This window comes from Enterovibrio litoreus (assembly GCF_045679545.1).
Taxonomy (GTDB): Bacteria; Pseudomonadota; Gammaproteobacteria; order Enterobacterales; family Vibrionaceae; genus Enterovibrio.
On record NZ_CP166194.1, the window covers coordinates 538,310 to 561,820 of the forward strand.

At 47.5% G+C, this 23,511-nt stretch carries 19 protein-coding genes; 12 read left to right on the forward strand and 7 right to left on the reverse strand.

Features of this window, described 5'->3' with window-relative positions:
* Nucleotides 1-33 precede the first annotated feature (33 nt).
* The 3 genes from AB8599_RS02365 to AB8599_RS02375 all read right to left on the reverse strand — a co-directional run bounded on the left by AB8599_RS02365 (nt 34) and on the right by AB8599_RS02375 (nt 3,899).
* On the reverse strand, nt 34-1,572 hold the full coding sequence (locus tag AB8599_RS02365; RefSeq protein WP_407332215.1) for an alanine/glycine:cation symporter family protein: 1,539 nt from the start codon (nt 1,570-1,572) through the stop codon (nt 34-36).
* 239 nt (nt 1,573-1,811) lie between these two features.
* The gene (srmB, locus tag AB8599_RS02370; protein WP_407332216.1) at nt 1,812-3,080 is read right to left on the reverse strand and encodes an ATP-dependent RNA helicase SrmB; all 1,269 of its coding nucleotides are present in this window, start codon (nt 3,078-3,080) and stop codon (nt 1,812-1,814) included.
* Between the two features lie 114 nt (nt 3,081-3,194).
* Complete coding sequence (locus AB8599_RS02375) at nt 3,195-3,899, reverse strand: tRNA1(Val) (adenine(37)-N6)-methyltransferase (RefSeq protein WP_407332217.1); 705 nt, start codon at nt 3,897-3,899, stop codon at nt 3,195-3,197.
* Between the two features lie 310 nt (nt 3,900-4,209).
* Here AB8599_RS02375 and brnQ point away from each other — a divergent pair, with 310 nt between their 5' ends.
* Nucleotides 4,210-5,514 (forward strand): branched-chain amino acid transport system II carrier protein, encoded by a 1,305-nt coding sequence (gene brnQ / locus AB8599_RS02380; protein WP_407332218.1) that lies wholly within the window; start codon nt 4,210-4,212, stop codon nt 5,512-5,514.
* Between the two features lie 104 nt (nt 5,515-5,618).
* Here brnQ and fldB read toward each other — a convergent pair whose 3' ends face one another.
* Entirely contained in the window at nt 5,619-6,137 is a 519-nt protein-coding gene (fldB, locus tag AB8599_RS02385) for a flavodoxin FldB (RefSeq protein ID WP_407332219.1), read from the reverse strand.
* Between the two features lie 236 nt (nt 6,138-6,373).
* Here fldB and xerD point away from each other — a divergent pair, with 236 nt between their 5' ends.
* From xerD to AB8599_RS02420, 7 genes are all read left to right on the forward strand, one after another.
* Nucleotides 6,374-7,228 (forward strand): site-specific tyrosine recombinase XerD, encoded by an 855-nt coding sequence (gene xerD, locus AB8599_RS02390; protein WP_407333160.1) that lies wholly within the window; start codon nt 6,374-6,376, stop codon nt 7,226-7,228.
* A 167-nt stretch (nt 7,229-7,395) separates the two neighbouring features.
* The gene (gene dsbC / locus AB8599_RS02395; RefSeq protein ID WP_407332220.1) at nt 7,396-8,130 is read left to right on the forward strand and encodes a bifunctional protein-disulfide isomerase/oxidoreductase DsbC; all 735 of its coding nucleotides are present in this window, start codon (nt 7,396-7,398) and stop codon (nt 8,128-8,130) included.
* A 190-nt stretch (nt 8,131-8,320) separates the two neighbouring features.
* On the forward strand, nt 8,321-10,048 hold the full coding sequence (recJ, locus tag AB8599_RS02400; RefSeq protein ID WP_407332221.1) for a single-stranded-DNA-specific exonuclease RecJ: 1,728 nt from the start codon (nt 8,321-8,323) through the stop codon (nt 10,046-10,048).
* Nucleotides 10,049-10,260: 212 nt separating this feature from the next.
* A protein-coding gene (prfB, locus tag AB8599_RS02405; protein ID WP_407332222.1) for a peptide chain release factor 2 occupies nt 10,261-11,359 on the forward strand; the annotation gives its coding sequence in 2 pieces (ribosomal slippage) (nt 10,261-10,335 and nt 10,337-11,359; 1,098 coding nt in all).
* 31 nt (nt 11,360-11,390) lie between these two features.
* Nucleotides 11,391-12,905: a lysine--tRNA ligase gene (lysS, locus tag AB8599_RS02410; RefSeq protein WP_407332223.1), complete on the forward strand. Its 1,515-nt coding sequence runs from the start codon at nt 11,391-11,393 to the stop codon at nt 12,903-12,905.
* Between the two features lie 205 nt (nt 12,906-13,110).
* Entirely contained in the window at nt 13,111-14,520 is a 1,410-nt protein-coding gene (locus AB8599_RS02415) for an amidohydrolase (protein WP_407332224.1), read from the forward strand.
* Nucleotides 14,521-14,936: 416 nt separating this feature from the next.
* Complete coding sequence (locus tag AB8599_RS02420) at nt 14,937-16,271, forward strand: VpsR-related response regulator (RefSeq protein ID WP_407332225.1); 1,335 nt, start codon at nt 14,937-14,939, stop codon at nt 16,269-16,271.
* 87 nt (nt 16,272-16,358) lie between these two features.
* Here the strand turns inward: AB8599_RS02420 and AB8599_RS02425 are convergent, their stop codons facing one another.
* Nucleotides 16,359-16,787, reverse strand: coding sequence for a PACE efflux transporter (locus AB8599_RS02425; protein WP_407332226.1), 429 nt, complete (start codon nt 16,785-16,787; stop codon nt 16,359-16,361).
* 602 nt (nt 16,788-17,389) lie between these two features.
* On the opposite strand from AB8599_RS02425, the gene AB8599_RS02430 reads away from it, so the two are divergent.
* The gene (locus AB8599_RS02430; RefSeq protein ID WP_407332227.1) at nt 17,390-17,641 is read left to right on the forward strand and encodes a hypothetical protein; all 252 of its coding nucleotides are present in this window, start codon (nt 17,390-17,392) and stop codon (nt 17,639-17,641) included.
* An 89-nt stretch (nt 17,642-17,730) separates the two neighbouring features.
* Here the strand turns inward: AB8599_RS02430 and AB8599_RS02435 are convergent, their stop codons facing one another.
* Complete coding sequence (locus tag AB8599_RS02435) at nt 17,731-18,765, reverse strand: NADP(H)-dependent aldo-keto reductase (RefSeq protein WP_407332228.1); 1,035 nt, start codon at nt 18,763-18,765, stop codon at nt 17,731-17,733.
* Nucleotides 18,766-19,044: 279 nt separating this feature from the next.
* On the opposite strand from AB8599_RS02435, the gene AB8599_RS02440 reads away from it, so the two are divergent.
* The gene (locus AB8599_RS02440; RefSeq protein ID WP_394211088.1) at nt 19,045-19,344 is read left to right on the forward strand and encodes a DUF6482 family protein; all 300 of its coding nucleotides are present in this window, start codon (nt 19,045-19,047) and stop codon (nt 19,342-19,344) included.
* 45 nt (nt 19,345-19,389) lie between these two features.
* Here the strand turns inward: AB8599_RS02440 and mutH are convergent, their stop codons facing one another.
* Nucleotides 19,390-20,070, reverse strand: coding sequence for a DNA mismatch repair endonuclease MutH (gene mutH, locus AB8599_RS02445; RefSeq protein ID WP_407332229.1), 681 nt, complete (start codon nt 20,068-20,070; stop codon nt 19,390-19,392).
* Nucleotides 20,071-20,699: 629 nt separating this feature from the next.
* Between mutH and rppH the strand changes: the two genes are divergently transcribed.
* Nucleotides 20,700-21,227: an RNA pyrophosphohydrolase gene (gene rppH, locus AB8599_RS02450; RefSeq protein WP_407332230.1), complete on the forward strand. Its 528-nt coding sequence runs from the start codon at nt 20,700-20,702 to the stop codon at nt 21,225-21,227.
* Nucleotides 21,228-21,248: 21 nt separating this feature from the next.
* Nucleotides 21,249-23,507, forward strand: a complete 2,259-nt coding sequence (gene ptsP / locus AB8599_RS02455) for a phosphoenolpyruvate--protein phosphotransferase (RefSeq protein ID WP_407332231.1) — start codon at nt 21,249-21,251, stop codon at nt 23,505-23,507.
* The last annotated feature ends 4 nt before the right edge of the window (nt 23,508-23,511 follow it).

Consider the following 23,511-nt stretch of genomic DNA (forward strand, 5'->3'; position numbering starts at 1 on the left):
TTTTTCGTTTTGTCTGCTGTCTTTACGTCTAGATTACGCCGTGGGATTTACAGGTTTACCTGCAACAATTTCCACTTCGCTTTCTTGGGTTCGACGTGCCAGACGCTGTTCCCAGTAGTCGGCATTTTTGATGCCCAACTTCACAGGATCGAAGGTGTACTCTTCCACTCCGTCTTTTTGCTGACGCTCGTAATCGCGCAGTGCGACCAAAGCAGGTCTGCCAAGGAAGAAGATGATTAACAGACCCGTGATGTTCAGCCATGCCATCAAGCCTACGCCAACGTCACCCATTGCCCAAGCAAGGTTTGCTGTTTTGACCGTGCCATAGAACACAGCAGTCATCAGAACCACTTTAAGAACGAACATCATGCCTGATACTTTAAAAGTACGGCGGATGTAAGCAATGTTGGTTTCGGCAATGTAGTAGTACGCCAAAATAGTGGTGAAGGCGAAGAAGAACAGAGCAACAGCAATAAACGGCTTGCCCCAACCTGGCATGGTGCTTTCAATCGCCATCTGGGTGAACACTGGGCCGTTCGCAGCGATATCAGCGGCAATATTTTGAACAATGAAGGCGTCGCCTGCACCGTGAATATTGTACGCACCAGTGATCAAAATCATAAACGCGGTTGCTGAACACACCAGTAGGGTATCGATGTAAATCGAGAACGATTGCACCAAACCTTGCTGTGCAGGGTGCTGTACGTTAGCCGCCGCTGCCGCGTGAGGACCAGTACCTTGACCTGCTTCGTTTGAGTAAACACCACGCTTAACACCCCAACCAATCGCTGCGCCGAAGCCTGCCATTGGTGTGAAGGCATCACTCACGATCATCGCAATGATGCCCGGGATTTCAGTGATGTTGAGCAAAATGATGACGAACGCGATGATGATGTAGGCTAGCGCCATGAAGGGCACAACCACTTGGGTAAAGTTTGCAATACGCTTAACACCACCAAAAATGATGAAGCCAAGCAGAATAGAGATGAGTGCACCCGTGATAATTTTGGCTGTGCTAAATGTGCCGAGTGCCGTTTCAATCATCTCCCCAGAACCAAATGACGCTTCTATGGCATTACCGATACTGTTTGATTGAACGCCCGGCAGTAATACACCACATGCAAAAATCGTCGCAATGGCAAAAATCCACGCATACCATTTCTGACCCATGGCTTTCTCTATGTAATAAGCCGGACCACCACGAAACTCGCCGTTGTCTTCTTCTTTGTAGATTTGCGCCAGTGTTGATTCGGTATACGCCGTTGCAGCGCCAAGAAACGCCACCACCCACATCCAGAATATGGCACCTGGACCGCCGAAACCGATGGCAGCGGCGACACCTGCAATGTTACCGGTACCGACTCGACCAGACAGAGAAACGGCCAGTGCTTGGAATGATGAAATGCCTTTCTCTGAACTCTTGCCAGAGAACAGCAGCCGGGTCATTTCTTTGAACTGACGGACTTGCACGAAGCGTGTTGCGATGGAGTAGAACAAGCCAGCACCTAAGCATAGGTATATAAGCACTGGACTCCAGATGATACTGTTTAAAAAATCAACAACAGATTGCATTATAAGATCCCTCTAATAAAAAACATTGGACAGGCTATTTGTTATCCAGCCGCAGGATAATCTCAAACTGACACAAATTGTTAATATTTTGTGTTAATTGTGTGGCGGTTTGTGAGCCCGATCTTCAGCCTTATTCCTTTGACTGAGTAGCATTTTTTGCTGCGAGTGATCGCAAGAAACAAAAAAAGGAGGCTTTCAGCCTCCTTTTTTAACGTTATTGGGATGTAAAATCTATATATTTACGATTTTTCCGTTTTTTCTGTTTTCTTGGCCGATTTTTTCGCCACTTTCTTTGCTACTTTCTTGGCTTTGGCTTTTAACACCTTCTTCGGTGCTTTGACCTTTTTCTTCTTGAAAGCAGGTTTTTTGTGCGACGGCTTCAAACCTTCGATATGGCGCTCTTTGACGTCTTCATCCATGTAGCGGCAAATACGGTCCATCATGGCTTGATCGTGTGCTTCGACAAGTGAAATTGCGTTGCCTTTCTTACCTGCGCGCGCAGTACGACCAATACGGTGCAAGTAAACATCGGCTTTACGTGGTAAATCGAAGTTAATGACGTGGCTGATGTTTGGCACATCGATACCACGTGCAGCAACATCAGTGGCGAGAAGAATGTTGATTTCGCCTTTCGTGAATCGCTCAATCGCGTTGGTGCGCTTAGCTTGTGCCATTTCACCTTGGATCCACGCACAGCTTACCTTCTGCTTGGTCAACTCTTCACGAAGGGCAGCCAAACGCTCACGCGTTTTAACAAAGATGATTGCGCGATTCGCTTGATCAGCAAGAATCGATTTCAGCAGCGCATATTTATGTTTCATGTCATCACAGCGGTAATACCACTGAGTGATCTTTTTACGTTCACGACGCGGCGGCTCTGCGGTGACTTCAACAGGATCGGTCAACAGTGTTTCTTTGAAACCTTGAATACCTTTGCCTTCCAGCGTTGCTGAGAAAAGCATACTTTGCTTACGCCAGCGACATTCGTGTGACAGACGCTCTACCGCGGGGCCAAAGCCCATGTCTAGCATACGGTCAGCTTCATCCAGCACCAAGCTTTCGATGGCGCGGCAATCAAAGCGCTCGCCTTCCACGTATTCCATCAAGCGTCCTGGTGTTGCCACCACGATGTCTTGTGTCTTACCAAGAATCTCAGCGTGTTCTTGGTAAGAAATACCACCCGTAATGGTGATAATTTTTAAGTCTGTGTATTTTGCCAATGCACGCGCTTGGTCAGCAACTTGGATCGCTAACTCACGGGTTGGGGTCAGGATCAGTGCACGAGCAGGGCCTGGGTTCTGGCGTGGGAAGTCCAGAAGGTGCTGCAATAAAGGCAGCACAAAGGCGGCAGTTTTACCTGTTCCCGTTGGTGCTGACGCCAGTACATCACGGCCATCCATACCATGAGGGATCACGTCAGCTTGGATTGCGGTTGGTCGCTCAAAGCCAATGTCATCCAGTGCCATTAGAAGTTGAGGATCCAGTTCTAGTTCTGCAAAAGTTCGCACGCGTTGTTTCTCCACTCAAAGTTAGGGGCGGATTATATACCCAAACTTCCCTAAGATGCATCGTCCAACGAGATAAACTGACATAGATAGTTGAGATAATTTCAAGTGTGGTCATCACATCTTGAGGTAAAAATCTTTTGTTAGTGCCACAAAGTCGTCGGAATAGGCGCCGTTCTCTTGGATCACTAAGGCGTTTTGCAGGCACTTTTCGTGTTCGACAGGGGAAAGGGTGATGAGTTTTCGGCTCACGGGCTTGTTTGGTGTCGGTTTCACCGTGGTTAGTCGATGACAGTATAAACCGTGAGAGATCGCTTTAGTGATCAATTGTTCAGCTTCTACTGAAGGTAAGATCAAGTGGGCGTGTCCGTTTTGGGAAAGGCGCGATTTTATTGCTTTTAATAGGCCGTCATGTGACAGCGTATCGGTATGACGTGCCATCGCACGTTTTACGTCTGCCGCGTGCTCACCTGAGTTGAAGTAGGGGGGGTTACAAATGATGGTGTCGAATTTTTTTGAATCTGGCCACTGCGTAATGTCTTGTTGCATGACATGAATACGGTGACCCCAAGTAGATTGTTCTGCATTGAGGCGCGCGGTTGCCACAGCTTGTTGATCAATATCAATGGCAGTGATGTGAGCATGAGGAAATCGTTGCGCCATCATCAAAGACAGTAAGCCCGTTCCCGTTCCTATATCCAATACAGCATCGTGCTTATTTGCGTTAGCCCACGCGCCAAGTAGTACGCCATCTGTGCTCACCGGCATGCCGCAATCGCTATTCTCAATCGAAAACTGCTTGAATTGAAAGCCTTTACTCACTTTTTCTCCGTCACGTGATTTTCTTAAATTGCTCAAAAAATAGATGATAATGTTGCTTTGTTGTTACCATCTTTGCGTGTCATTTTCTTTTGATAGTTTCATATAAATGTCAATTGTTGGAATTTAATTCTTATATTTGCATTAAAGTTGAATTTATAATCTGAATTCTGTTGCGCTATTGTCTGTATAGTGAAACTTCGTCATTATCCTGTCTATTCGGTAAAGCTCAGTAAAAAAAACCAAAAAGCTAACCGATTGATTACACGTATAAGCAAATACACATCTGCAAACAGAAAATAGGTAATAAATAGTGAAAGAGAGTTTAAAGGTTAGCGACATACTCGCGCTAGGTTTTATGACCTTTGCGTTCTTCCTCGGGGCTGGCAATATCATTTTCCCACCACAAGCAGGCTTCCTTGCGGGTGATCATACTTTTTCTGCCATGCTGGGTTTTTTGACCACGGCGGTAGGTTTGCCTCTCATCGGAATTATTGCCGTTGCTGTTGCGGGTGGCGGTTGGAAAGGCTTAACCCGTGATTTGCCAGCGTCCGTGGCAACTGTGATGGCGGTGTTGATTTTTATCATAATCGGCCCAGCATTTGCCGCCCCTCGTGCTGGTCTCGTGGCTTATGAAATGGGCTTTAAGCCATTTTTGACGGATGCAGGCCAGTGGGAACTTTCCATGTTTTCTGTGGTGTTCTTTGCGGTCGCCATGTTCTTCTCTCTGTCTCAAGGGAAGCTGATTGATACCATCGGTAAACTGCTAACACCGGCGTTGTTTGCGGCATTGGTTGTGCTCGCTATTGCTGTCGTGGTGAATCCACAAGGTGATATCGCCGCAGCGCAAGGCGCGTATGTAGATCAAGCATTCGCAACAGGCTTCCTCGAAGGTTACAACACCATGGACACCTTCGCAGCGCTGATGTTCGGCATGCTGATTGTGGATGTGATCCGTAAAAAAGGCATCAACTCTGACGCAAAAACCTGCAAATACCTGATTTGTGCTGGCGTGATTGCAGCAACGGGCTTGGCGTTTGTTTACGTCTCTTTGTTCTACCTCGGCGCAACCGCAACCGGTGTGGCTGCAGGGGCAGCAAACGGTGGTGCAATTTTGTCGGCATATGTGATGGCATTGTTTGGCCCCGCGGGTCAGATTATTTTGTCTGCCATTATCGTTCTGGCGTGTTTAACGACGGTGATTGGCTTGGTATCTGCCTGTGCGGATTACTTCAGCACCTTGGTGAAAATATCGTATCGTCAGTGGGTTGTGATTCTGTCTGTGGCCTGTGCCATTGTGGCGAACGTGGGTTTAACCCAGCTAATCGCTATTTCAGTGCCGGTACTGTTTGCCCTGTACCCGGTGGCAATTGCATTGATTGCGTTGACCTTCCTGCGTCGTTTCATGCCTAACCCAGCACTGGCTTACCGTGTGGTTTTGGGCGTGTCGCTGGTATTTGCATTGTTGGACGCGGCGAAAGTGGCTGGCATGGATGTATCGGTACTTAACGCGCTACCATTGTTCAACTTTGGTATGGCATGGCTGTTGCCAACCGTAATTGCGACAGTGGCTGTTCGTTTTGCACCCGCACCGAAAGGCGAGTCGTCTCACGCCTAAGTGATGTGATGTATGCGTTGAAGCGCCAATTTTCATCGTCAAAAAAACCACCGCGTGCGGTGGTTTTTTTATGCCGAAAAGAAGGCTGTGCTCGAGAGTTAAGGTTAAAGCAATGCTTGGTATTCGGTCAGCACTTGTTCGCACCATGTGGCGATGCGCTCGTCGCTCAACTCATATTGGCTGTCTTCATCTAGTGCGAGCCCGACAAAGTGTTTTCCATTTTCGGTTAATGCTTTGGAGGCGTCGAAGGTGTAACCCTCAACAGGCCAGTAGCCAACGAAGTTAAGCCCGGTTGGTCGCAATTGGTCGTGCAACAACCCCATGGCATCGAGATACCATTCGGCATAGCCTTCCTGGTCGCCCAGTCCAAACAGTGCCGCGGTTTTTCCTTGCAGTTTAAGTCCATCAAGCTGATCCCAAACCGCTTCCCAATCTTCTTGAAGCTCACCAAAATCCCATGTGGAAATGCCCAGTAACAGAAGATCGTACTGATTCATGTTGCTCACGGGGACGTCTTTGATGTTGTGAACGTCCACTAACTCGTCACCTAGAATATCGCGGATCTTTTCCGCTGCCATTTCGGTGTAACACGTCGTTGAACCGTAGAACAAACCTATCTTCATGCCTATTTCCTGCTGTTGCGCTTGGCGCGATTTTACCTGTCACGAGTCGGCTTCTCTACCCTTGAGTTTGCCTATTGCGCTAACTTTGCTGAACAAATACTCGGGAAACACCTTAAAACACTGGCTACGCTTGCATTCAGAGCAAAGTGAGGTAGTTTGAAGAAAGTGAAATAGTGTCGGTAAGTGAGTGAATCGTGGAACAAAACACCAGTTTGGTTGAACAGTTTTTAGATGCAATGTGGATGGAGCGAGGGTTATCAGAGAATACCTTGGTTTCTTATCGCAATGATTTAATGAAGCTGTGCCATTGGTTATCCCAAGATAACGTGCAGTTAACGACGGTCACCACGTCAACGTTGCAGGATTATCAGCACTGGCTGTTTGATCAAGATTTTAAGCAGACCAGTCGTGCCCGTATGCTGTCTGCTATGCGTCGTCTTTTTCAATATCTCTATCGAGAAAAGCAACGAGAAGATGATCCCAGCGCGACCTTGATTAGTCCCAAATTGCCAAAGCGCTTGCCGAAGGATCTCTCTGAAGAACAAGTAGAAGCCCTGCTGGATGCGCCCGATGCGGATGACATGCTCGAACTGCGCGATAAAGCCATGATGGAATTGCTTTATGCGACAGGATTACGTGTGACTGAGTTGATCAGTCTAACCACGGAAAACGTCAGCTTGCGCCAAGGCGTTGTGCGGGTGATTGGTAAAGGGGGCAAAGAGCGCTTGGTGCCTATGGGGGAATCGGCCGTTGTTTGGCTAGAGCGTTATCTTGCGCATGGCCGACAAGGATTGCTGGGCGAAAAGACGTCTGATGTATTTTTCCCCAGTCGTCGCGGACGAATGATGACTCGACAGACCTTCTGGCATCGTATTAAGTTCTATGCGGCATTGGCCAACATTGATAGCGAGTTATTATCGCCACACGTATTGCGCCATGCTTTTGCTACCCATTTGCTCAATCATGGCGCGGATTTGCGTGTGGTGCAGATGTTGCTCGGGCATAGCGATTTGTCGACCACGCAAATTTACACACACGTCGCCACCGAGCGACTAAAACAATTGCACCAAGAGCACCATCCTCGGGCATAATAGCGCTCTTTACTAACGCCCTGAAAAAGCGATTAGGTAAGTTAGCTCAACGGCTGACAGAAAATTATTTTTGCATATGTAGGGATTTTTTCGCTGTTTTCCGGTCTGAAAGAGTGATGGTATGCCTGCGTCTTGTGGGCCTTAGTTGAATAAGTAGGATAAATACAATGAATTTCAAACGACTGCTTGCGGGTGTCATGCTCTCTTCAGCCATGTTTTCTTTTGGCGCTCAGGCGGCAGAAGGCGCTGACAAAGCAGCAATTGCTGATGTGTTAACGCAATATCGACTGAACATTGAAAGCATTGAAGCATCACCTGTTGAGGGGCTTTTTGAAGTGGTCACGAATGGTGGCGTGATTTACGCCAATAAAGACGGTTCTTACTTTATCTATGGCCAACTTTTTCACACCAACGAGAAAGAATCCGTTAACTTGACCGAACTGACGCAAGCCAAACGTAACAAAAAGCTGTTCGATGCTGCCGGTGTCGAGAAAGAGTTGATTGTGTACCCAGCCAAAGATGAAAAATATGTGGTTAACGTGTACACCGATACCACATGCGGCTATTGCATGAAGCTGCACCGCGAGATGCAAGACTATAACGACTTGGGGATCACTGTTCGTTACTTGGCTTTTCCTCGCTCAGGTGAGCGCTCACCAAACATGAAGCAAATGAGTGCGATTTGGTGTGAGGCTGATAAATCTGCAGCGATGAATGCAGCCAAAGCGGGTAGATTCGAAGAAGAATCCGATGCATGTGTCGACCTGGTTCGCCGTCATATGGCGCTTGGTACTTCAATGGGTGTGAGTGGCACGCCAGCCATCATGCTGCAAGATGGCACTATCCTTTCCGGTTATTTGCCTGCCCCTAAACTGCTAGAAGTGCTTCAGCAGAAAGGCTAAGAAACAGTATGTGATAAAAAGCGCAGGCGACCGTCTGCGCTTTTTTGCGTTCTAATACCCATTTTGGTTTTAACTGCATGCAAACGGTGCATGAGGGTTTCGCTTTATCTCCATCTCGTTACAATGAATTCCTCAATCCGCATTCTTACAGTCGTCGGTGTAAGCACCGCCACAGACAGGTCTTGTTCTCATGATTGAAATTAAACGCCGCCAATCAGCCCCTGACGCTGTGTTTCCTGCTTCAATGCCGCCTTTGCTTCAACGCATTTATGCTAACCGTGGTATCACCAACGAAGGTGAACTAGAGCGCGGCGCAAAAGGGCTTCATCGTTATAGCGAGCTACACGGTATAGAGAAAGCCGTAAAACTGCTGGCCAATGCTATGACACAAGGGCAACGTATTATCGTGGTGGGGGATTTCGATGCTGATGGTGCGACGAGTTCCGCACTGTCCGTCACTGCATTTCGCATGATGGGCTGCCACAACGTGGATTACTTGGTGCCAAACCGTTTTGATGATGGTTATGGCTTAAGCCCAGACGTGGTGACGCAAGCGGCGGCAAAAGGCGCGGAACTTATCATGACCGTAGATAACGGAGTGTCATCGATTGAAGGCGTGGCTGCAGCAAAAGAGCGTGGCATTCAGGTGGTGGTGACTGATCACCACTTGCCGGGCAACGTGCTGCCTGACGCCGATGCCATGGTGAACCCGAATCTCGATGAGTGCGGGTTTCCGTCCAAATCGTTGGCAGGTGTTGGTGTGGCGTTTTACCTTATGCTGGCACTTCGTGCCCACCTTCGAGAAACGGGTTGGTTTGGTGAACGGAATATTCCTGAGCCCAACTTGGCCGACCTGCTGGATTTGGTTGCCCTGGGCACGGTGGCGGATGTGGTCGCGCTGGATACCAACAACCGGATTTTGGTGCACCAAGGGTTAATGCGTATTCGCGCGGGCAAATGCCGACCGGGTATACAAGCACTGATTGAAGTGGCAAACCGCAACATGGCAACGCTGGTGGCCAGTGATTTTGGTTTCGCATTGGGGCCACGCATCAACGCCGCGGGGCGTTTGGATGATATGTCTTTCGGTATTGAACTTTTGTTGAGTGAAAGTTTACCTGCTGCCCGTCAAATGGCGAGTGAATTGGATGCGCTCAACCAAAGCCGAAAAGATATTGAGCAAGGCATGAAAGAAGAAGCCATGGCCATTTGCGAGCGCCTGCAATTTGGCGAAGATACCCGTCTGCCTAGTGGTTTGGCGCTTTTTCAGCGGGAATGGCATCAAGGGGTGATCGGCATTGTCGCTTCTCGTATTAAAGACAAATTTCATCGCCCAGTGATCGCGTTTGCAGCAGGGGATGAGGGTGAAATAAAGGGCTCTGCACGATCAATTCAAGGCCTACATATGCGCGATACCTTGGATTTAATTGATACACAAAATCCCGGTTTGATTAAGAAATTTGGTGGGCATGCCATGGCAGCAGGCTTAACCATTGCCGAAGCCGACTACGAGCGTTTCTCGCGTTTGTTTGATGAGGCGGTTCAGAGCATTATTAGCGAAGACGAGCTCAAGGGTGTATTGCTGTCTGATGGTGAACTGATGCCAACAGAGATCAGCATGGATGTGGCAGAAACGCTGCGCGCTGGCGGTCCTTGGGGGCAAGGTTTCCCTGAACCACTGTTTGACGGCAAGTTTAAACTGCTGCACCAAAAGCTGGTGGGCGGAAAGCACCTAAAAATGATGCTAGAACCTGCATTAGGTGGGCAAATGGTCGATGCCATTGCGTTTAACGTGGATCTACGCCGCTGGCCGGATCCGTCGGTGCAGGTGGTTGAACTTGCCTATCGCCTTGATGTGAATGAGTTTCGCGGTAACCGCACGGTGCAGTTGATGGTGGAGCACATGGTGGCGGTGTAAGTTCGATAAGATCCAAGATCCAAGATCCAAGATCCGAGGAAGAGCAGGGCTGAGTGCCCCACTCTTCTTGCTAACTTCGGATTGTCGCTTTTTTCTCTTTATCGCTTTTTCTTTAAAATATCTCCTTTGATCCCCATCACACTCTGTTTATTCCTCCCGCAATTCTGTAGAATTCTGCGGTTAAAACTCATTCTGAACTTAGATAAGTGACCATGTTTGAAATCAATCCAATCAAAAACCGCCTAGCGGACATTGCCGAGCGTGCAACTGTCCTTAGGGGGTATCTTTGACTACGACGCCAAGAAAGAGCGTCTAGAAGAAGTCAATGCAGAACTCGAACAACCTGATGTGTGGAACGATCCTGAGCGTGCACAAACGCTTGGCCGTGAACGCGCTTCGCTGGAAGCGGTTGTCGAAACAATCGACCAGCTTGGCCAAGGTGGCGAGTACATCACCGATTTGTTGGAGCTGGCCGTTGAAGAAAGCGACCAAGATACCTTTGACGAAATCGAGCCAGAACTGTCGGAGTTGGAAGGCAAGCTAGAAAAGCTTGAATTTCGTCGTATGTTCTCTGGCGATCACGATAGTTCTGATTGCTATATTGACCTGCAAGCAGGCTCAGGCGGGACAGAAGCGCAAGACTGGACATCCATGATGTTGCGTATGTACCTGCGCTGGGCTGACGCGAAAGGCTTCAAGACTGAAGTCATTGAAGTGTCTGCTGGTGATGTGGCTGGATTGAAATCAGCGACGGTTCGCATCAGCGGCGAATATGCTTATGGCTGGTTGCGCACCGAGACAGGCGTTCACCGCTTGGTGCGTAAATCTCCGTTTGATTCAGGCGGTCGTCGTCATACCTCTTTTGCTTCTGCGTTTATTTATCCAGAAGTGGACGAGAATATTGATATCGACATTAACCCGTCGGATCTACGCATTGACGTTTACCGTGCCTCTGGCGCGGGCGGTCAGCACGTTAACACCACCGAATCTGCGGTTCGTATTACCCACGTACCGACGAATACCGTGGTGCAGTGCCAGAATGACCGAAGCCAACACAAAAACAAAGATCAGGCGATGAAACAACTTCGCGCAAAACTGTTTGAACTGGAACTGCAAAAGCAGAACGCAGAGAAGCAAGCGAACGAAGATTCTAAATCTGATATCGGTTGGGGCAGCCAAATCCGTTCTTACGTACTGGATGACTCACGCATTAAAGATCTGCGTACCGGCATCGAAAACCGAAATACCCAAGCGGTACTGGACGGTGATCTCGACAAGTTTATTGAAGCCAGCCTGAAATCTGGTTTGTGATTTTTTACGTTAATTCAAAGGTTCACTCACTATGACTGACCAGTTACAAGACGAAAACAAGCTGATTGCTGAACGTCGTGCAAAACTGAACCACATTCGTCAAAGCTGCAAAGCGAACGGCCATCCAAATGATTTCCGCCGTGAGCACAAAGCGGCAGATCTTCAGGCTGAGTTTGGCGAAAAAACCAAGGAAGAGTTAGAAGCACTGGACCATAAGGTTAGCGTTGCTGGCCGTGTTATGGCGAAGCGTGGTCCATTCCTTGCGTTACAAGACGTAAGCGGTCGCATTCAGGCGTATGCAGCGAAAGATGTTCAAAATGAGCTGAAAGAGAAATACCAAGGTCTCGATATCGGTGACATCATTGGTGTCAAAGGCGCATTGCATAAATCAGGCAAAGGTGACCTTTACGTCAACATGGAAGAGTTCCAACTGCTGACGAAGGCACTGCGTCCGCTTCCGGAAAAATTCCACGGTTTGACTGACCAAGAGACGCGTTACCGTCAGCGTTACGTTGACTTGATCGTGAACGAAGAGTCTCGTAACGCATTTAAAGTGCGTTCAAAGCTTATTTCAGCGATTCGCCGCTACATGGAGTCGAAAGACTTTATGGAAGTAGAAACGCCAATGATGCAAGTGATCCCGGGTGGTGCGTCTGCACGTCCATTTATCACGCACCATAACGCGCTTGATCAGGAAATGTACCTGCGTATTGCCCCTGAGCTTTATCTAAAGCGTCTGGTTGTGGGCGGTTTTGAGCGTGTGTTCGAAATCAACCGTAACTTCCGTAACGAAGGTTTGTCTCCGCGTCATAACCCAGAATTCACCATGATCGAATTCTATATGGCGTATGCGGATTACAACGATCTGATTGACCTGACCGAAGACATGCTGCGTACCGTTGCTATCGAGGTTCTGGGCAATTCTGCGATGCCATACGGTGAGCATATTGTTGAGTTCGGTGGTAAGTATGCCCGTATGACCATGCTGGATGCCATCAAGCAATACAATCCTGATCACGCAGACATCCAAGCATTGGATGAAGACGGTGTTCAGAATCGCGATCTGATGGTGTCTATCGCGAAGTCATTGGACATCTACGTAGAGAAGTTTTGGACTTGTGGTCAGCTACTTGAAGAAATCTTCGGTGAAACCGCAGAGCCTAAGCTGATCCAACCAACCTTTATTACGGGTTACCCAGCAGACATTTCTCCGTTGGCGCGTCGTAGCGATGACAACCCGTTCTTCACCGACCGCTTTGAGTTCTTCATTGGTGGTCGTGAAGTGGCGAATGGCTTCTCGGAGCTGAACGACGCAGAAGATCAAGATGCGCGCTTTAAAGCGCAGGTGAATGCGAAAGAGTCGGGTGATGACGAAGCGATGTTTTACGACGCTGACTACATTACTGCACTAGAACATGGCTTGCCACCAACGGCAGGTCAAGGTATTGGTATCGACCGTTTGGCGATGCTGTTTACCAACACGCACACTATCCGTGACGTGATTTTGTTCCCTGCGATGCGTCCACAGAACCAAAATAAAGCGTAATTGCCTTGGTTGTGAGACGAATTTAAGACGTCTGTGAGACATAAAAACACCGGATTTATCCGGTGTTTTTTTATGCGCTAAATGCCATAAGCAATCGTTTGGCGTAGCTCACACTTTTTGCGATACAAATAACGTTTTTGTTCCGCTTTTGTCCCTTGCCCCCCATGATGCTCGCGTTTTCCCTTACCGCTGAATGATGATGAAAATGAAGCTTAAAAAAACGCTACTTTCTGCTAGTGTCGCATTGGCGACCATGATGTCGACAACAGCCTTTGCCGCTGAAAATGTTGATTTGCTGATCACTGATGCGACTGTGCTGACAATGAATGCCGATAAAACGGTTTATCAGCAAGGTGTTGTTGCTGTGAAGGGGAATAAGATCGTTGCAGTGGGGGAGGCCTCTCTTGCCGGTGATTACAAAGCGAAACGTGTATTAGATGTCGACGGTGACATCGTGATGCCCGGTCTAATCAATACTCATACCCATGCGTCGATGACGGTGTTTCGCTCGCTCGGCGACGATGTGCCTGATCGCTTGCACCGTTATATCTTCCCATTAGAGAAGAAGCTGGTGAGTCGCGATATGGTACGTATTGGTGCGCAACTGGGTAACGTTGAGATGCTCAAAGGGGGCGTGACCACTTACGCTGACATGTACTATTTCGAAGATGAAGTGGCAAAAACCGTTGATCAAATCGGTATGCGTGCTGTGTTAGGTGAAACCGTGATTAAGTATCCGGTTGCTGACGCTGCGAATGCAGAAGAAGGGATCCAATATGCGCTTAACTTTATCAAACAATATAAAGACCACCCACGTATAACGCCGGCTTTTGCTCCTCATGCGCCATACACAAACACCACAGAAGTGCTGCAGAAAATCACCAAGCTATCGCTAGAGCACGATGTGCCTGTGATGATCCACCTGGCTGAATCAGAGCGTGAGAACGAAGTGATTGCTGAGCGCAGTGGTGGTAAATCGCCGGTTGCCTACATGGCCGAGATTGGCGCACTTACCCCGAATTTGGTCGGTGCTCATGTTATCAATGTAGATGACGCTGATATTGCGTTGCTGCAAAAGCATGACGTGGGTATTGCGCACAACATGAGTGCCAACATCAAATCAGCCAAAGGTGTCTCTCCTGCACTGAAGATGTTTGATGACGGCCTTCGCATTGGCTTGGGAACCGATGGCCCAATGTCAGGCAATACTTTGAGTACGATCGATGAATTCAATCAGGTCGCGAAAGTACATAAGCTGGTGAATCAAGACCGCGCAGCCATGCCGCCAGTAAAAGTGATTGAGATGGCCACAATAGGTGCTGCACGCGCTCTGCACATGGAAGACACCATTGGTTCACTGGAAGTGGGCAAACTGGCTGATATCATCGTTATTGATACCCAAGCGCCAAATATGGTGCCAATGTACAACCCTTACTCCGCATTGGTTTATTCGGCCTATGCGACAAATGTAAAACACGCCATTGTCGATGGTAAGGTTTTAATGCAGAACCGAGACATACTGACCGTAGACGAAGATTCCGTTCGTGAAGAAGCGTTGCAGTTTGCAGATAAAGTCCGTGAAACTGTCATCGCGAGTGGTGAACAGGTTCGCTAGGCTTAAAATTTTCTACTTTCCTGCCTTAACTAAAAGACCGTGTCTCGTCGAGGCACGGTTTTGATTTCTCTATGAATAGATACCCTCACGAAAGCGGGTCATCGTCTATGATTTAAGAAAAATAAAAGAGAAATTATTTTTTCTTGAAAATGAGACTTCAAAGAAAAGCATGTGTGTGATGGTGTCATTATTATTTCCTGTGGAACCATAATTAACTGAATTATAAATAGTTATCTTATGGTGTTTGGTATCTGCGCGTCTGGCTTAACTACAACAAGAGTGTCTCTTTTTGGATGCGGGCTGAATTGAGAGCCATGTTGTATCTATACTGAGACAGACTAAGTTGTCTTACAAAATATAATGAACTCACAACATTTTGAACACATGTCGTTAATGGATGACTAAAGGCAGGCGTTATGGGTATGCAATTCAGATCTGAGGCAGTTCCAAGTTCTCTCGTTGTGGTTGGAGGAACTTACGAACCATGGTTAGCTACGCTGGAACAAGCGGGATGGCGTTGTCACCGTTGTTATGACCTTAGAGCTGCTCAATCTCTTCTTCAAGATATCGGTCCTTGTATCGGTATTGTTGATATCAGTCACGATGACTTTAGTCTCAATGGTGTGGCGTCTCTCGTCAACCGCAATAAGCAAGTGCGTTGGCTGGCACTGATCCGCGAAGACCAACTCAACAATGATGCAATTTGTCAGTTCATTGTGAGCTTCTGTATTGACTACTTCACCTCTCCAATTCCAGATAGCCAACTGATGAGCACCATTGGTCACCAGTTGGGTATGTTGAAGCTTGAGCGCCATGTATGGCCACAGTTGGGCGATCACAGTGACATGGGTCTGCTGGGTAAAACGTCGGTAATGAAAAAGCTTCGTGACCAAGTACGTCGTGTCGCACCCACCGATGTCTCTGTGCTTATTCACGGTGAAAGCGGTACCGGTAAAGAGCTGGTAGGCATGGCGATTCATAATGCCTCGACCCGCGCGAAAGGCCCGTTTGTTTCAGTGAAATGCAGTGCATTGCCAGAAAAGCTGATCTCATCAGAGCTATTTGGTGATGGCACGAACGAAGGAAAGGTGCAGCAAGCACACCAAGGAACGTTATTCCTTGATGAAATTGGCGACTTACCGCTTAACCTTCAAGCGAACTTGCTTCATTTGTTGCAAGACGGCACCGTGGAATCCCACGATGATAAGTACGCGAAAGAAATTGATGTTCGTGTGATCGCGGCAACACATATGGATTTGGAGAAAGCGGTTGCTGAAGGTCTTTTCCGTGAAGACTTGTTCTATCGTCTGAACGTACTGCGTATTTCAGTACCATCGCTCAGAGAGCGTAGCGCTGATATCCCAGATCTTGCGGAACACTTCCTGTTGAAATTTGCTCGCCAGTACAATACACAGGCGCGTACTTTCTCAGAAGAAGGCAATAAAATCCTGAGCAACTACAGCTGGCCGGGTAACGTACGCGAACTGATCAATCAGGTGAAACGTGCAGTGTTGCTGGCAGATAATCTGGTGATTGAAGCTGAACATTTAGACCTGCCGCGTCAGGGCGACTACAAACAGAGCCTGCGTAAAATCCGCGAAGAATCTGAGCGTGATGCACTGTTGGCGGTTTTGGAAAGCAATAATGGTCAAGTGTCTGCGGCTGCAAAAGAGCTGGGTGTGTCCCGTGCGACTATGTACCGTCTATTGAATAAACACAGCCTGATCCCTGCACCTCGTAGCTTTCGATAAGTCGCTTTGAGCAATTAGGGTATGTTTCAGTCAAAAAACCGCCGTTAGGCGGTTTTTTTATTTCGTCGTTTAGCATAGAGCTCACTGTTAGTGAGCTGCGACTGTCTCTGAATGCACCGGGAATAGCTTGTCATAGGCAATGTTAAACACATAAGCGTAAACCAGATAGAAAGCCACAAGGCCAATATCCATCAGAAATGCTTGCCACAAGCTAATGTTTAGCCACCAAGCCATTGCAGGCAGCGTTATCCATAGCAAACCCAACTCAAATAACACAGCATGTAAGATACGGTGTTTTTGTGCTTTCTTGGTTGTTCCTGTTCGCTTCATCATCGCTTTATCAAACCACACGTTGTAGATGTAGTTCCATCCTGTCGCGATGACTGAAAACGCAATACCCATCACACCTGTGTGGGCAGCATCAAAACCAAACTGGGACAGGATGCTGACGATGAGAATCAGGCCAATCACTTCAAATGCGATGGCATGTCGAATACGGTCAGTCATTGTTCTCATTGAGCGTTCCTCCTAAAAGATGGTGTCATCGTATCCAATATTTAGATTGGTAAAAGTTATTAACCATCCGTAAAAGGGATAGATTGATGGGTTTATGATTGATTGATCAAAAGCGTGATGTTTTCACACGTGACAATGAGTTTTTTTGCAGGGAAATGGTGGCAAAGATGAGAAAAAAAAGATAACCAGACATAAAAAAACACAGGCAGTGAAATGTACCAATTAATGGGCAATATAGAGTGAATGGCATGGCGAAATTTTGAGCGGGGTGCTGAATGGAGGCAATGACTTCAAATTGGTCGATGTATGAAATAACTTGTTGATATATTGACCTGCGACATTAAAATTAACAGTGAATTTACAAATGCAGTTTTGACTCAACATTAACGAAACCAAGGAGGCAATAAATGAAAAATCATACGTTTAACACTGTGATGACCTGCGTCTCCCGTTCGTGCGCAGATGTTCGAAAACCTGTACAGTAAATTCCGTACCCCTCGAAAGTGGGCCGCGGATATCTCTGCGGCCAATGTGAAAAAGCGTTAACTCTCCTTTTCCCCGTAGATTATCCAAGGCCTCCAAAACACAATATGGAGTCCACAATGAATCAATCACTTTATCTTCGTCTAGCCGTATTATTTGTTCGTTTAGATATTAAGCATGAAGAAGCACAATGGCGAAAAGCCCATCGACGTATCCGTTACGTCGGAGAGCCCATGTCTGAGCATTTACTGCGAGACATCGGTTTTGAGAAAGACGGCTTTTCTATCGGTCACACGGTAGCACCTCAATTTAAAGCACAACGCGAAGTGGCACGTATGCGTCGACGGTTGAGGTTGAACCCCACCACGTAACGAAAGGGGCTTTCTTGATGTTAGCCCCGATAAATACTCCCCAAAAAAAGCGCCTATCTAGGCGCTTTTTTTGATCGTTACAGCATGGGTTATGGGCAAGGGTTTGAGTATTTCGCACCCACTTCGTCAATGCGAACCAACAACTCTTCAGGTAATTGCAGATCAATCGATGCAATGTTGGTTTTCAATTGTTCAAGAGTGGTGGCACCAATGATGTTACTGGCGACGAAAGAGCGGCTGTTCACAAACGCCAATGCCATTTTTGCGGGGTCGAGTGAAAACTCATTGGCAAGATCGATATAGGCTTTCGTCGCCGCTTGTCCTTGTTCATTAAAGTATCGAGCAAAGCGCTCCCAACGTGTGCAACGCGCACCTTCGGGGCGAGCACCATTGAGATACTTGCCAGTTAGCACACCGAATGCCAACGGCGAATAAGCCAACAATTCAACACCTTCTTGGTGGCTGATCTCTGACAGGCCGACTTCAAAGCTTCGGTTAAGCAAGTTGTAAGGGTTTTGGATAGACACAATTCGGCTCAGGCTGTGTTTTTCCGCCAATCGCAGGTAGCTCATCACTCCCCAGGGCGTTTCATTCGAGACACCGATATAGCGAATCTTCCCTTCACGAACGAGCTCAGATAAAGCATCCAAGGTATCGAGTAAGGTAACGCCTGATTTTTCATCTTGATGCTGATAATTCAATTGGCCAAAGCTGTTCACATGGCGTTGTGGCCAGTGAACTTGATACAAGTCGATGTAGTCAGTTTGTAGGCGAGCAAGGCTGTCATCAACGGCCTGACGGACGTTACGGCGATCGAGCGACATGTTATCTCGAATGTAAGGAACGCCACGTGGGCCTGCCACTTTGGTGGCGATGATCACTTTGTCGCGCTTGCCTGATTTCTTCAGCCAGCTACCGATGTATTTTTCCGTTAAACCTTGGGTTTCTTGTGTGGGGGGAACGGCATACATTTCTGCCGTATCAATAAAGTTCACGCCAAGATCCAATGCTAATGACAGTTGCTCATGCGCATCAGCTTCTGAGTTTTGCTGACCAAACGTCATGGTACCGAGGCATATTTTACTGACGTCTAGGCTGGTATGAGGAAGAGTATGATATTGCATCCGTTCTCCTTGGATTGCGCTTATCGCTCAATGAGGAAAATTTGGCTCATTGTCGAGAGAAGAGGTTTGAACTTCCATCTTAGGAGATTTTGCCTCCGGTACAAGCCTCAAAATTGTGGGAAGGGTGTGTTACTTCAACTCGCAGAGCAAAAGGCAGCGAGTAAGGCGTGTCATGAGTGGAAATCACACCGTATAAACAGACATTTCATCAAGATAATTTGTCAGTCACTCCCATTTTTATACTAAAGTTAACATTTGGTTAACATGGTGGGAGGCGTGATGAAACTCAAGCAATTAAAGAATTGGATACAGGCTCACCCTGATAATGTGCCGCATTGCTATGTGGTGGCACATGCTGGTGGAGCACAACACATCGTGGAAGTGGAAGTTAGGCATCAACTAGAACCTTTGAGAGATGATAAAACCGATGAAGTGATGCACTTTGACAACATGGAGCAAGTCAGTGCCAAGCTGAAAAAGCTTGGTATTAGCAAGGTAACGATGCGTTTACTTGATCCTTATGATGAATTTGGTCCTGCCGATGCCTCGTGCAAAGAAGACATGGAGATCTCGCTCTAGCGGAAAAACGAATACGCCAACTGCAATAGACTCTGAATCTTTCAGTTACTCGCTGTCTGGCAATAAGAAATGTCGGGCGAGTATCTTTGCTGTGAATTGAGTTCTCAAATAGAAACCGCGAGGCAAGGTTTTGATGGGTTGTCCTTTTGCGCCATAAGCCTCTGTTTTGATTTTACTGTGTGCCGCCTTTGGGCGTAACTGTAGAAACTCACCGTGTTTTGCAGAAATCTCATGTACTTTTCCGAGTACAATGAATTCCATCAGTTCTTCCCAGTCAGCCTTTAATTGCTGCTCTTCTTTTTCTGAAGGTTGCCAAATAAGCGGCATCCCAACGCGACGCTCTGCTAAAGGTATTTCGCGTTCACCTTCAACGGGTACCCATAATACTTTGGATAACTTATTGCGGATGTGGCTATTTTCCCATGTCAGCCCGTGAACACCCGTTAGCGGCGCAACGCAGACGAAGGTGGTTTCTAGCGGTTTACCGCTATGACTGATCGGGATCGATTTCAGCTCAATACCAAGATCCTGAAAATCTTGCTCTGGCTTGCTTCCTGCTGTTGCCCCTAAGCAAGTTTCCAACAACATACCGACCCAACCTTTTTCGCGACGAAGATCCACAGGGCAGGTAATGCCTCGCTGTGCGGCAAGTTCGCCGAGTGGAAAGCCTGCCAATGCGTAAGCACGTTCGAGCAATTCGTGTTCGGTGTTTGGAGCAAGGATCATGCGGTCTACCATTCAGTCATCAACGCCAGAACGCTATCAGCCTCGCGTTCAAAACGCCAGTGTTGTATAGGGCAGACAATGCGATCATTGTAACCAGAAGCATGTTTAAAGGTTATCCACAAGGATCTGGCGAGAAACATGATTTTTTCGTTCATGGATGCATGTACAGTGCTTTTATCACCTTGATTACATAAGAATCGTACAGTATTGATGGTGAAACGTACGAATGGTGTGGGTAACTCTTCGTTTGGTGGATCTTTGAGCACTTAAAGATCTTCGCGATATTCTGATATCAAAACTTATGAGATTCATTATTCTTACTGTTTTAACTTGATGATATTTATTGATTTATCTTGGTTTTTCGATTTTTGATTCTCATGGTAGAGCACCAATCCATGAAGGTTGTTGTCGGTTTAAAAGATGTTCTTCACAAATCTATCCACAGAAAGCGTGAATAAATGTGCGTTTGGTCTCATCACCTTGTTTATAACTTAGGAGGAGTGTGTGTTTTATCCCTAAAGGCGGTTGGACTCCCCAAAAAATGCGTTTCATACACAATGTTTGTTTACCACTGTGTACATAGTGTGAAAAAATCACTGTTAATAGAGATTTATATTTGAGGTCGTCCAGTGATAGATGGCGATGGCTACCGTCCCAATGTTGGGATAGTAATATGCAACAGCCACGGTCAGGTTCTCTGGGCTCGTCGATATGGACAACATTCCTGGCAATTTCCCCAAGGTGGTATTGATGATGGTGAAACGCCAGAACAAGCCATGTATAGAGAGTTATACGAGGAAGTAGGGCTCTCGAAAAAAGACGTAAAGATCTTGGCGACAAGTCGCCATTGGTTGCGATACAAGTTGCCAAAACGTCTGGTTCGATGGGATTCAAAGCCAGTATGTATCGGGCAAAAACAAAAATGGTTTTTGCTCAAGCTGGAATGTGACGAGTCAAAAGTGAACATGCAACGGAGTGGTACGCCAGAATTTGATGGTTGGCGTTGGGTCAGTTACTGGTATCCGGTTAGGCAGGTGGTGTCGTTTAAACGCGATGTTTACCGACGCGCAATGAAAGAATTTGCGGCGATTGCGATGCCTTTTCGTGAGCGAAAAGTGAAGCGCACTAAAGGTAAACGAGGTTCAACTAAAAACTAAAGGAAGGCTTAGAGGGCGCCGATGCTAACGAAACTGCGAGATATCGTAAATAACGTGGCGTCATCCAGTGACGTTAAGCAAGCGCTCAATACTTTAGTGAGTGAAACCTGTTCAGCGATGGACACAGAGTGTTGCTCTGTTTACATCGCTGATCATGATCGTCAGGTCTATGAATTGATGGCCACCCAAGGCCTCAATGCTCAATCACGCCGTGTCGCGTTGTCTTTCAATGAAGGTCTCATTGGTCTTGTTGGCCGTCGCGCCGAACCTATCAATCTTGCCCATGCTAGCGGGCATATCGATTTCAAACACTTTCCTGATATCGGCGAAGACGTTTTCAATGCGTTTCTTGGTACTCCTATCATTTATCGACGCCAAGTGCTCGGTGTGTTGGTTGTGCAGCAAAGAGACTCCCGTCAGTTTAATGAAAGCGAAGAGTCATTTCTTGTCACGCTTGCCGCACAGTTAGCGGTTGTTTTTGCTCACGCCAAAGCGCAAGGTTTGTGGCCAAGTGATGTCAAAGGCTCGCTGCTTTTAGAGGGTGCTGCGGCATCTCCTGGTGTGGCGATCGCCAAAGCATGGTGCGATGTGTCGCAGCCAAGACTTGACTTGGTATTGCCTGCCTCTTGTTTGGATAACCAGAAAGAGCGTGATCGTCTCGAAGGGGCAATTAGTGCTGCCATTGCTGATTTTCGTCGTTTACGAAAACGATTAGATAACGAACTCAATCAGGACACGCTGGCGATCTTTGACCTCTTTATCCACTTGTTGAATGATCCCGTGCTGCGGAAATCCATGAACGAGCATATTGAGCAGGGCGATCTCGCAGAGTGGGCAGTCAAACAAACCATTGACGCGTTTGCTGAGCGTTTCCAAAACATGTCAGATCCGTATCTTCGCGAGCGATCGAATGACGTTAAAGAGCTTGGTCAGCGTTTATTGTATTTCCTCGAAAATCAGGAATCAAAACAGTGGAACCTTGATGAGCCCGTCATTTTGTTTGCCCGAGAACTAACCGCAGCGATGTTAGCGGCCATTCCTCGCGATTGCTTGGCGGGTGTGGTGGCAGAAGAGGGCGCGGTGAATGCGCATGCTGCCATTTTGGCTCGGGCATTGGGCATTCCTGCCGTGATGGGGGTGGAATTTAACCCCAAGCTGATTCATCAGAAAAAAGTGGTGCTGGACGGCTTTAAAGGTCGCGTGCTGGTTGAGCCCTCTGCGCACATTCTGAAAGAGTACAAACGCCTTCGCGATGAAGAGCTCGAACTGCAACAGGAAGTGGATAGTGCATTTACTCGTCGCACAGAAACCGCCGATGGAGTGCGGGTTGAGATCCACCTTAATGCGGGATTGAGTGCTGACACGAGTATTGCCATTAATCGCGGTGTCGACGGCGTGGGCTTGTACCGGACAGAAGTTCCTTTCTTGATGCAGCGAAGCTTTCCATCAGAAGACGATCAGGTGAAGCAGTATCGTTCAATTCTTGATTGTTACCCTAAGCAATCAGTCGTGATGCGCACTCTCGACATTGGCGGAGACAAACCGTTACCTTATCTGAAAATTGAAGAAGACAATCCGTTTTTGGGTTGGCGCGGCATTCGTTTCACGCTCGATCACCCCGATATTTTCCTGATCCAAGTCAGGGCCATGCTGCGTGCCAGTATTGGGCGAGGCAATCTTGCGATTCTGCTACCAATGATCTCCGGGCTTTCTGAGCTGCTAGAAGCGAAGACCTTGGTAAATAGGGCATTTAACGATGTATCCGAAATGGCGTTGTCACAAGGAAAAACACTCAACAAGCCGCGCCTTGGGATCATGGTGGAAGTGCCGTCTGTGCTTTATCAGTTTGATGCCATTGCCCCGCATATCGATTTTCTGTCTGTCGGTACGAATGATTTAACGCAGTATCTATTAGCGGTAGATCGAAACAATGCTCGCGTCGCGGACGTCTATGATACATTTCATCCCTCAGTTTTGGCGGTATTGCACCAGATATTAGTGAACAGCCAGCGCTTGAAGCTACCTGTCAGTGTGTGTGGTGAATTTGCCGGTGATCCTATCGGTGCTGCATTGCTGGTGGGGATGGGGTATCGACAGCTGAGTATGAATACGCGTAGCGTTGCCAAAATCAAGTATGTATTACGCCATATCCCGTCAGACGCGCTTCAAAAGCATGTTCTCGCGATGCAGCAGTTGTCATTAACTGGCGAGATACGCAAAGCCTCCGAAGACTTTTTAGAACGCTATAGCTTGGGTGGACTCATCCGAGTCGGCAAATAGGAAC

Excerpts from the sequence above, each read along its gene's own strand:
- AB8599_RS02365 (WP_407332215.1), bottom strand. The coding sequence starts at position 1,572 with ATGCAATCTGTTGTTGATTTTTTAAACAGTATCATCTGGAGTCCAGTG.
- fldB (WP_407332219.1), bottom strand. The coding sequence starts at position 6,137 with ATGAAGATAGGTTTGTTCTACGGTTCAACGACGTGTTACACCGAAATG.
- xerD (WP_407333160.1), top strand. The coding sequence starts at position 6,374 with ATGTGGATGGAGCGAGGGTTATCAGAGAATACCTTGGTTTCTTATCGC.
- dsbC (WP_407332220.1), top strand. The coding sequence starts at position 7,396 with ATGAATTTCAAACGACTGCTTGCGGGTGTCATGCTCTCTTCAGCCATG.
- recJ (WP_407332221.1), top strand. The coding sequence starts at position 8,321 with ATGATTGAAATTAAACGCCGCCAATCAGCCCCTGACGCTGTGTTTCCT.
- lysS (WP_407332223.1), top strand. The coding sequence starts at position 11,391 with ATGACTGACCAGTTACAAGACGAAAACAAGCTGATTGCTGAACGTCGT.
- AB8599_RS02415 (WP_407332224.1), top strand. The coding sequence starts at position 13,111 with ATGAAGCTTAAAAAAACGCTACTTTCTGCTAGTGTCGCATTGGCGACC.
- AB8599_RS02420 (WP_407332225.1), top strand. The coding sequence starts at position 14,937 with ATGGGTATGCAATTCAGATCTGAGGCAGTTCCAAGTTCTCTCGTTGTG.
- AB8599_RS02425 (WP_407332226.1), bottom strand. The coding sequence starts at position 16,787 with ATGAGAACAATGACTGACCGTATTCGACATGCCATCGCATTTGAAGTG.
- AB8599_RS02430 (WP_407332227.1), top strand. The coding sequence starts at position 17,390 with ATGAATCAATCACTTTATCTTCGTCTAGCCGTATTATTTGTTCGTTTA.
- AB8599_RS02435 (WP_407332228.1), bottom strand. The coding sequence starts at position 18,765 with ATGCAATATCATACTCTTCCTCATACCAGCCTAGACGTCAGTAAAATA.
- AB8599_RS02440 (WP_394211088.1), top strand. The coding sequence starts at position 19,045 with ATGAAACTCAAGCAATTAAAGAATTGGATACAGGCTCACCCTGATAAT.
- mutH (WP_407332229.1), bottom strand. The coding sequence starts at position 20,070 with ATGATCCTTGCTCCAAACACCGAACACGAATTGCTCGAACGTGCTTAC.
- ptsP (WP_407332231.1), top strand. The coding sequence starts at position 21,249 with ATGCTAACGAAACTGCGAGATATCGTAAATAACGTGGCGTCATCCAGT.